The 7,891-nt window shown below is 40.1% G+C and carries 9 protein-coding genes, 1 tRNA gene and 1 other RNA gene; all 11 read left to right on the top strand.

All coding sequences use genetic code 11. The features are described 5' to 3' along the window. Positions 1–3: 3 nt before the first annotated feature. The 11 genes from NML75_RS08195 (at position 4) to NML75_RS08145 (ending at position 7,832) form a co-directional block, all read left to right on the top strand. A tRNA-Asn gene (locus tag NML75_RS08195) sits at positions 4–77 on the top strand. Between the two features lie 198 nt (positions 78–275). Continuing rightward, a complete protein-coding gene (gene comW / locus NML75_RS08190) occupies positions 276–512 on the top strand; it encodes a sigma(X)-activator ComW (protein WP_006149115.1) in 237 nt (78 codons plus the stop codon). A 240-nt stretch (positions 513–752) separates the two neighbouring features. Beyond that, positions 753–2,039: an adenylosuccinate synthase gene (locus NML75_RS08185; RefSeq protein WP_004250345.1), complete on the top strand. Its 1,287-nt coding sequence runs from the start codon at positions 753–755 to the stop codon at positions 2,037–2,039. Positions 2,040–2,237: 198 nt separating this feature from the next. Continuing rightward, positions 2,238–2,705: a tRNA adenosine(34) deaminase TadA gene (gene tadA / locus NML75_RS08180; protein WP_004250346.1), complete on the top strand. Its 468-nt coding sequence runs from the start codon at positions 2,238–2,240 to the stop codon at positions 2,703–2,705. 32 nt (positions 2,706–2,737) lie between these two features. Further along, positions 2,738–2,836, top strand: an RNA gene (gene ffs / locus NML75_RS08175) — signal recognition particle sRNA small type. A 53-nt stretch (positions 2,837–2,889) separates the two neighbouring features. Next, positions 2,890–3,333 carry a dUTP diphosphatase gene (locus NML75_RS08170; protein WP_004250347.1) on the top strand — a complete coding sequence of 148 codons (444 nt, stop codon included), beginning with the start codon at positions 2,890–2,892 and terminating at the stop codon, positions 3,331–3,333. Continuing rightward, positions 3,284–3,850 (top strand): histidine phosphatase family protein, encoded by a 567-nt coding sequence (locus NML75_RS08165; protein WP_033630843.1) that lies wholly within the window; start codon positions 3,284–3,286, stop codon positions 3,848–3,850. The genes NML75_RS08170 and NML75_RS08165 overlap by 50 nt, the downstream gene beginning before the upstream one ends. 13 nt (positions 3,851–3,863) lie before the next feature. Next, positions 3,864–5,225, top strand: coding sequence for a DNA repair protein RadA (gene radA, locus NML75_RS08160; protein WP_080581389.1), 1,362 nt, complete (start codon positions 3,864–3,866; stop codon positions 5,223–5,225). Between the two features lie 71 nt (positions 5,226–5,296). Further along, positions 5,297–5,992, top strand: a complete 696-nt coding sequence (locus tag NML75_RS08155) for a TIGR00266 family protein (protein ID WP_004250353.1) — start codon at positions 5,297–5,299, stop codon at positions 5,990–5,992. A gap of 161 nt (positions 5,993–6,153) precedes the next feature. Next, positions 6,154–6,648, top strand: coding sequence for a beta-class carbonic anhydrase (locus tag NML75_RS08150; protein ID WP_004250355.1), 495 nt, complete (start codon positions 6,154–6,156; stop codon positions 6,646–6,648). Positions 6,649–6,863: 215 nt separating this feature from the next. Continuing rightward, the gene (locus tag NML75_RS08145) at positions 6,864–7,832 is read left to right on the top strand and encodes a ribose-phosphate diphosphokinase (RefSeq protein ID WP_004250356.1); all 969 of its coding nucleotides are present in this window, start codon (positions 6,864–6,866) and stop codon (positions 7,830–7,832) included. The last annotated feature ends 59 nt before the right edge of the window (positions 7,833–7,891 follow it).

Below are 7,891 nucleotides of genomic sequence, written 5' to 3'. Positions count from 1 at the left end.
TTATCCGCCATAGCTCAGTTGGTAGTAGCGCATGACTGTTAATCATGATGTCGTAGGTTCGAGTCCTACTGGCGGAGTAGTTAAACGTTCTAAGGAACGTTTTTTTGTTTCCTTGGGTTTATTTACGAGAATTTTTCAGTATTTTTTTCATCTATTTTTACTTCTTTTCTTTGTTTTAAGTTTGTTCAGCTTAAAATTTTTACTTTATAGAAATATTTATCTATTTATTTAGCCTTTCTGATAAACTTGTTTTATCAATAAGAAAGGTTTTTTATATGCTTCAAAAATATTACGATCGATCTTTGGTTTTTCTAAAGCAAATCGAAAATGAATATTCAATTTTATTTCAAAGTACTGATGAATGGGAATTACTTCATCTTAAATTTTTACTTTATTATTTAATTCGTTTTAAGATAAAGAATGAGAAGGATTTTCTCCTCTGTCATTTTCGAGCAGCGTACCGGATCTATCTTAATTATCTATTAGGGCAAAATTTAAATTATTCATTTTAATAAAATTTCATTTCATCTATTACGAACAATAATAATTAATTTTAAAAAAATATTTAGATTATGCTAATTTTTTGTATTTTTTTAAATCAAAAGTAAAAGAATTCCCTAATCTTTTCTAGTGTTAATTCTTGATAAAATAGGCTTTTTTTCTTATAATAAATTGTAAGATATTATTGTGGGTGAGACTCCCACCATGTATATGAGAAAGGACGAGCCTTTTGGCTCAGACGAAAATTTATTATGACTTCAGTTGTTGTTGTAGGTACCCAATGGGGTGATGAAGGTAAAGGGAAAATTACAGATTTTCTTTCAGCTAATGCGGAAGTGATTGCTCGTTACCAAGGCGGAGATAATGCAGGTCACACAATTGTTATTGATGGAAAGAAATTTAAATTGCACTTGATTCCTTCAGGTATTTTCTTCCCAGAAAAAATCTCTGTTATTGGTAATGGGATGGTTGTCAACCCTAAATCTCTTGTGAAAGAATTGTCTTATTTGCATGAAGAAGGTGTTACAACAGATAATCTTAGAATTTCTGATCGTGCGCATGTTATTTTGCCTTATCACATTGAGTTAGACCGTCTTCAAGAAGAAGCTAAGGGTGATAACAAGATTGGGACGACAATTAAAGGAATTGGTCCAGCCTATATGGACAAGGCAGCTCGTGTTGGAATTCGTATTGCGGATCTTTTGGATAAAGAAATCTTCCGTGAACGTTTAGAACGTAATCTTGCTGAGAAAAATCGTCAATTTGTAAAATTGTATGATAGTGAACCTATTTCAATTGATGATATTTTTGAAGAATACTATGAGTATGGCCAACAAATCAAGCAATATGTGACTGATACTTCTGTTATCTTGAACGACGCGCTTGATAATGGTAAACGGGTTCTCTTTGAGGGTGCACAAGGTGTCATGTTGGATATTGACCAAGGTACTTATCCATTTGTTACTTCATCAAACCCAGTGGCTGGTGGTGTGACAATTGGTTCTGGAGTAGGTCCAAGCAAGATTGACAAAGTTGTCGGTGTATGTAAGGCTTATACAAGTCGTGTAGGTGATGGTCCTTTCCCAACCGAGCTATTTGATGAAGTTGGTGATCGTATTCGTGAAGTGGGGCATGAGTATGGGACAACTACTGGGCGTCCTCGCCGTGTAGGTTGGTTCGACTCAGTTGTTATGCGTCATAGCCGTCGTGTTTCTGGTATCACAAATCTCTCTTTGAACTCTATTGATGTTTTGAGTGGCTTGGATACAGTAAAAATCTGTGTGGCCTATGATCTTGACGGTCAACGTATTGATTACTACCCAGCTAGTCTCGAACAATTGAAACGTTGTAAACCAATCTACGAAGAATTGCCTGGTTGGTCTGAAGATATCACTGGAGTACGTAATTTGGAAGACCTTCCTGAAAATGCACGCAACTATGTTCGCCGTGTTAGCGAATTGGTGGGTGTTCGTATTTCAACATTCTCAGTAGGTCCTGGTCGTGAACAGACAAATATTTTAGAAAGTGTTTGGTCATAGCAGATTTTTAAGATTTGTTTAAGACAGGTTGGATATACTATAGACAGTTACAAGAAGACCTCCTAACTTGTTGTAACAAATTTCCTAAACTTTTCTTTTTCATAATAATCTCCCTATAAAGTCACCGCATTCGGTGGCTTTTTTTGTGTTGAGAAACATGGTATAATGATAGAATTGATAGCTAGGAAGAGAGAAGAGATGAATTACACGCTTGAAGAAAAAGAAGCTTTTATGAGAGAGGCCTTAAAAGAGGCAGAGATTGCTTTAGAGCATGATGAAATCCCGATTGGTTGTGTAATTGTCAAGGATGGAAAAGTCATTGGGAGAGGACACAATGCTCGAGAGGAGTTGCAACGGGCAGTCATGCATGCGGAAATTATGGCCATAGAGAATGCTAATTTGAGCGAAGAGAGTTGGCGTTTGCTCGATTGTACGCTTTTTGTGACCATAGAGCCGTGTGTCATGTGTAGTGGGGCAATTGGTCTCGCACGGATTCCAAACGTGGTCTACGGGGCTAAAAATCAGAAATTTGGCGCCGCTGGGAGCTTGTACGATATTCTAACAGATGAGAGGCTCAATCACCGTGTGGACGTTGAAACAGGTGTTTTAGAGAATGAGTGCGCAGAGATTATGCAAGACTTTTTCCGAAATCGACGTAAAAAATAATTTCTCTTTAAAAATAGAGGGGAATGTGGTATAATAACTAGTGGAGCAACAGTTCTGCGTGAAGCGGGTCAGGGGAGGAATCCAGCAGCCCTAAGCGAGTGTGAATTGTGTGCTCTTTTTTCGTGCTTTTTTCGAATAAATAAGATAAAATAGCCTAGAATAAAAGATTAAAAAGAGGAATAATATGAAAATTCGTGGTTTTGAATTAGTTTCTAGCTTTACAGATGAAACTTTGTTACCTAAACGAGAGACAGCACACGCAGCTGGCTACGACTTAAAGGTGGCAGAGCGCACAGTGATTGGACCAGGAGAAATCGTCCTCGTCCCAACAGGTGTTAAGGCTTATATGCAGCCGACTGAAGTGCTCTATCTTTATGACCGTTCATCAAATCCTCGTAAAAAAGGTTTGGTCTTGATTAACTCTGTGGGTGTCATTGACGGAGATTATTATGGCAATCCAGGGAATGAGGGACATATCTTTGCACAGATGAAGAATATCACAGATCAAGAAGTTGTTCTTGAAGTTGGAGAACGTGTAGTTCAGGCTGTCTTTGCACCATTTTTAATTGCAGATGGAGATGAGGCAGACGGAGTTCGTACTGGTGGGTTTGGATCAACTGGGCACTAAGATGAAGATTATCTTTGTACGTCATGGAGAGCCAGATTACCGTGAGTTAGAGGAGCGTTCTTATACGGGATTTGGGATAGACTTGGCCCCTTTATCGGTAAAAGGAAGACAACAAGCTCAGGAACTTTGCAAAAATCTTTTGTTTGGCTCAGCTGATATACTGGTGTCTTCTGCAGTGACGCGAGCATTAGAAACGGCTTCTTATGTATCTTGTGCTACTGGGCTTCCTTTGAGAGTGGAGCCATTATTGCATGAATGGCAGGTCTATGAAAGTGGCATAGATAGATTTGAAGAAGCTAGAAGACTATTTTTAGAAAATAATGGGGAGTTGCTCCTAAATTCTCCTGTTCAATATGAGACAGCTGTAGAGATGAAGACTCGTTTTCTAGAATGCATGGCTAAGTATCGGGAACATCAAACTGTGGTAGTTGTAGCCCATCGAATGCTGATACGGCAGTTTGTACCAAATGAGAAGATTGATTTTTGCCAAGTGATTGAATGTGAGATAGAGATATAGAAAGAGGTTTATTATCGCAAAGAAAAAGGCGACATTTGTGTGTCAAAATTGTGAATATAATTCACCAAAGTATTTAGGACGCTGTCCAAACTGTGGAGCTTGGTCTTCTTTTGTTGAGGAGGTTGAGGTTGCAGAAGTCAAGAATGCGCGTGTGTCCTTGACAGGTGAGAAAACCAAGCCCATGAAATTGGCAGAAGTAACTTCTATTAATGTCAATCGAACCAAGACTGAGATGGAGGAATTCAACCGTGTACTCGGTGGAGGTGTGGTGCCAGGGAGTCTCGTCCTAATTGGTGGAGATCCAGGTATTGGAAAATCAACCCTTCTCTTACAAGTATCAACTCAGTTGTCTCAAGTAGGAACAGTTCTCTATGTCAGTGGGGAGGAGTCTGCTCAACAGATCAAACTCCGTGCAGAGCGCTTGGGGGATATTGATAGCGAGTTTTATCTCTATGCTGAGACCAATATGCAGAGCGTGAGAGCTGAGGTGGAGCGAATCCAACCAGACTTTCTTATCATCGATTCGATCCAGACCATTATGTCTCCTGAGATTTCAGGGGTACAAGGGTCGGTTTCCCAAGTACGCGAGGTGACAGCTGAACTCATGCAGCTGGCCAAGACCAATAACATTGCTATCTTTATCGTAGGGCATGTGACCAAGGAAGGAACTTTGGCTGGTCCTCGTATGTTGGAACATATGGTGGATACGGTGCTTTACTTTGAAGGGGAACGTCACCATACCTTCCGGATTCTGAGAGCAGTCAAGAACCGTTTTGGATCGACCAATGAAATCGGGATTTTTGAAATGCAATCAGGTGGTTTGGTTGAAGTCCTGAATCCTAGTGAAGTGTTTCTGGAAGAACGCTTGGATGGAGCGACTGGTTCGTCCATCGTTGTGACTATGGAAGGAACACGTCCAATTCTTGCTGAAGTGCAGGCCTTGGTGACGCCGACCATGTTTGGGAATGCTAAGCGTACGACGACAGGGCTTGATTTCAATCGTGCTAGTCTGATTATGGCTGTCTTGGAAAAACGGGCTGGTCTCTTGCTTCAAAATCAGGATGCCTATCTTAAATCAGCTGGTGGTGTCAAATTAGATGAACCTGCTATTGACCTGGCTGTTGCAGTTGCTATTGCTTCTAGCTACAAGGACAAGCCAACCAATCCCCAGGAATGTTTTGTAGGAGAGTTGGGCTTGACGGGAGAGATTCGGCGCGTAAATCGTATCGAACAACGGATCAATGAAGCCGCTAAGCTTGGATTTACAAAAATCTATGTACCAAAAAACTCCCTAACAGGTATAAAGCCACCTAAGGAAATTCAGGTGATTGGGGTGACGACTATTCAGGAAGTCTTGAAAAAAGTATTCTCCTAATCGTTATGGTCAGTTTTAGATGACTAATTATTTTATTGCTAACATTTATTAAAAATAAGGAGGAATTTCTGATGAAATTTTCTATGGATAGTCAAATGCAGTTTCCTTTGGTAGAGTTGTCGCTCAATCAGGGGGAAACGGTCTTTATTCAGCGTGGTAGCATGGTCTACCATACACCTAATGTAAGTCTCAATACCCAGCTCAATGCAAGCGGTTCTGGTTTGGGACGTTTTGTCAAAGCTGTAGGGCGTTCAATGGTTTCTGGTGAAAGTACCTTTATCACTCAAGCTGTTGCAGAGTCTGACAACGGCAACCTTGCTTTAGCACCAGATACTCCTGGTCAAGTGATTGCTCTTGAGCTAGGCGAAAACCAGTACCGATTGAATGATGGGGCCTTTTTAGCTCTTGATGGTACAGCTTTCTATACAATGGAGCGCCAGTCTATTGGGAAAGCTCTGTTCGGAGGGCAAGGCGGTCTCTTTGTGATGACAACCCAAGGTCAGGGAACTCTTTTGGCCAATGCTTTTGGATCTATTAAGAAAATTGAGCTACAAAACCAAGAAATAACCATCGACAATGCCCATGTGGTGGCTTGGAGTCAATCTCTGGACTATGATATCCACTTAGAAAATGGCTTCTGGCAGTCTATTGGTACAGGCGAAGGAGTGGTGAATACTTTCCGAGGTACCGGTGAGGTCTATGTACAAAGTCTCAATCTTCAGAGCTTTGCAGGCTCTCTTAACAAGTATATCCAAAAAGGTTCATAATATTAAAAAACTAGGACAGAAACCCAAGCTAGTTGCTGGATGTCTCTGTCCCAGTTTTTTTATATGAAAGTTAACAGCTGACAAGACAAAGAAAAGATGGTAAGATAGGAGATAAATAATTTGGTGTTCAAATTATCTGGCAGACTAGAAAGTGAGTTGTCATGTCCTATTTTGAAAATTTTTTAAAAGCCAATCAAGCTTATGTAGAACTACATGGAGATTTGCATTTATCCATTAAACCCAAGACCAAGGTTGCAATCGTAACTTGTATGGATTCGCGTCTACACGTTGCGCCAGCTCTGGGGTTAGCTCTGGGAGATGCCCATATCTTACGGAATGCGGGTGGTCGAGTGACTGAGGATATGATTCGCTCACTTGTAATTTCCCAACAACAAATGGGGACAAGAGAAATTGTGGTTCTTCATCATACAGACTGCGGGGCTCAAACCTTCAATAACGAGGATTTTCAAGAGCACCTAAAATGTGAATTGGGAGTTGATGTATCTGGGCAGGACTTTTTACCGTTTCAAGACATCGATGAGAGTGTTCGAGAGGATATGAAATTGCTGCGAGAATGCCCCTTAATTCCAGATGATGTTATTATTTCAGGAGCTGTTTACGATGTGGATACAGGTAGTATGAGGGAGATATACTAACTTTTTAATTAAAAGCTTCTGGAGTAGCATGAAGTAGGATGATAAGATTGACACATTTCATCCTCAATATCACTAATATAAAATAGCATAAGACAATAGTATAAAAGTCTACTCTTGTCTTATTTTTTATTGAAAAATCGAGAAAAAAGCGCTACAATGGTAGATGGAAAAATGTTGTGAAAAACACAAGTGATACATAAATACTGGAGGAAATCATGTCTTTTTCTGATTTAAAGCTATTTGCCCTTTCTTCAAATAAAGAATTGGCAGAACGTGTGGCACAAGAGATTGGGATAGAATTGGGAAAATCGACTGTTCGTCAATTTTCAGATGGAGAAATTCAAGTTAATATCGAAGAATCGATCCGTGGAAAACACGTCTTTATTCTACAATCAACTAGCTCACCAGTAAATGATAATCTACTTGAGATTTTGATTATGGTAGACGCTTTGAAGCGCGCCAGTGCAGAATCTGTCAACGTTGTTATGCCTTACTATGGTTATGCACGTCAGGATAGAAAGGCAAGAGCGCGTGAGCCAATCACTTCAAAACTCGTTGCAAATATGCTTGAAGTAGCTGGAGTTGATCGTTTGTTGACAATCGACTTGCACGCAGCACAGATTCAAGGGTTCTTTGATATTCCGGTGGATCACTTGATGGGTGCTCCATTGATTGCGGATTACTTTGAGCGTCGTGGCATGGTTGGTTCTGACTATGTCGTTGTCAGCCCGGACCACGGTGGGGTGACTCGTGCTCGTAAATTAGCAGAATTTTTGAAAACTCCAATTGCCATTATCGACAAGCGTCGTAGTGTAGACAAGATGAATACTAGTGAAGTTATGAATATCATTGGTAAGGTAGAAGGTAAGACTTGTATCTTGATTGACGATATGATTGATACAGCTGGAACCATTTGTCATGCGGCTGATGCTCTAGCAGAAGCAGGAGCTGTTGAAGTTTACGCAAGTTGTACGCACCCAGTTCTTTCTGGTCCAGCAATGGAGAATATCCAGAAATCAGCCATTAAAAAATTGGTTGTTTTGGATACTATCTATCTTCCAGAAGAACGTTTGATTGATAAGATTGAACAAATTTCTATCGCTCATCTTTTAGGCGATGCAATCATCCGTATCCACGAAAAACGTCCTCTTTCTCCATTGTTTAGTATCGAGAAGACTATTTAAAATTACAGCTGAAAAAATAAAATATACTCTTAGAAATACAGAACCTAACACTCGCAAAA

The sequence above is a fragment of the Streptococcus sp. CF4-3 genome (genome assembly GCF_024295385.1).
Taxonomy (GTDB): domain Bacteria; phylum Bacillota; class Bacilli; order Lactobacillales; family Streptococcaceae; genus Streptococcus; species Streptococcus infantis_I.
Note: the sequence above shows the minus strand (reverse complement) of the source record. Positions and strands in the feature narration are given on the sequence as shown.

Bases quoted from the DNA above. Each gene is read 5' to 3' on its own strand.
- comW (WP_006149115.1), top strand. From the start codon at position 276: ATGCTTCAAAAATATTACGATCGATCTTTGGTTTTTCTAAAGCAAATC.
- NML75_RS08185 (WP_004250345.1), top strand. From the start codon at position 753: ATGACTTCAGTTGTTGTTGTAGGTACCCAATGGGGTGATGAAGGTAAA.
- tadA (WP_004250346.1), top strand. From the start codon at position 2,238: ATGAATTACACGCTTGAAGAAAAAGAAGCTTTTATGAGAGAGGCCTTA.
- NML75_RS08170 (WP_004250347.1), top strand. From the start codon at position 2,890: ATGAAAATTCGTGGTTTTGAATTAGTTTCTAGCTTTACAGATGAAACT.
- NML75_RS08165 (WP_033630843.1), top strand. From the start codon at position 3,284: ATGAGGCAGACGGAGTTCGTACTGGTGGGTTTGGATCAACTGGGCACT.
- NML75_RS08155 (WP_004250353.1), top strand. From the start codon at position 5,297: ATGAAATTTTCTATGGATAGTCAAATGCAGTTTCCTTTGGTAGAGTTG.
- NML75_RS08150 (WP_004250355.1), top strand. From the start codon at position 6,154: ATGTCCTATTTTGAAAATTTTTTAAAAGCCAATCAAGCTTATGTAGAA.
- NML75_RS08145 (WP_004250356.1), top strand. From the start codon at position 6,864: ATGTCTTTTTCTGATTTAAAGCTATTTGCCCTTTCTTCAAATAAAGAA.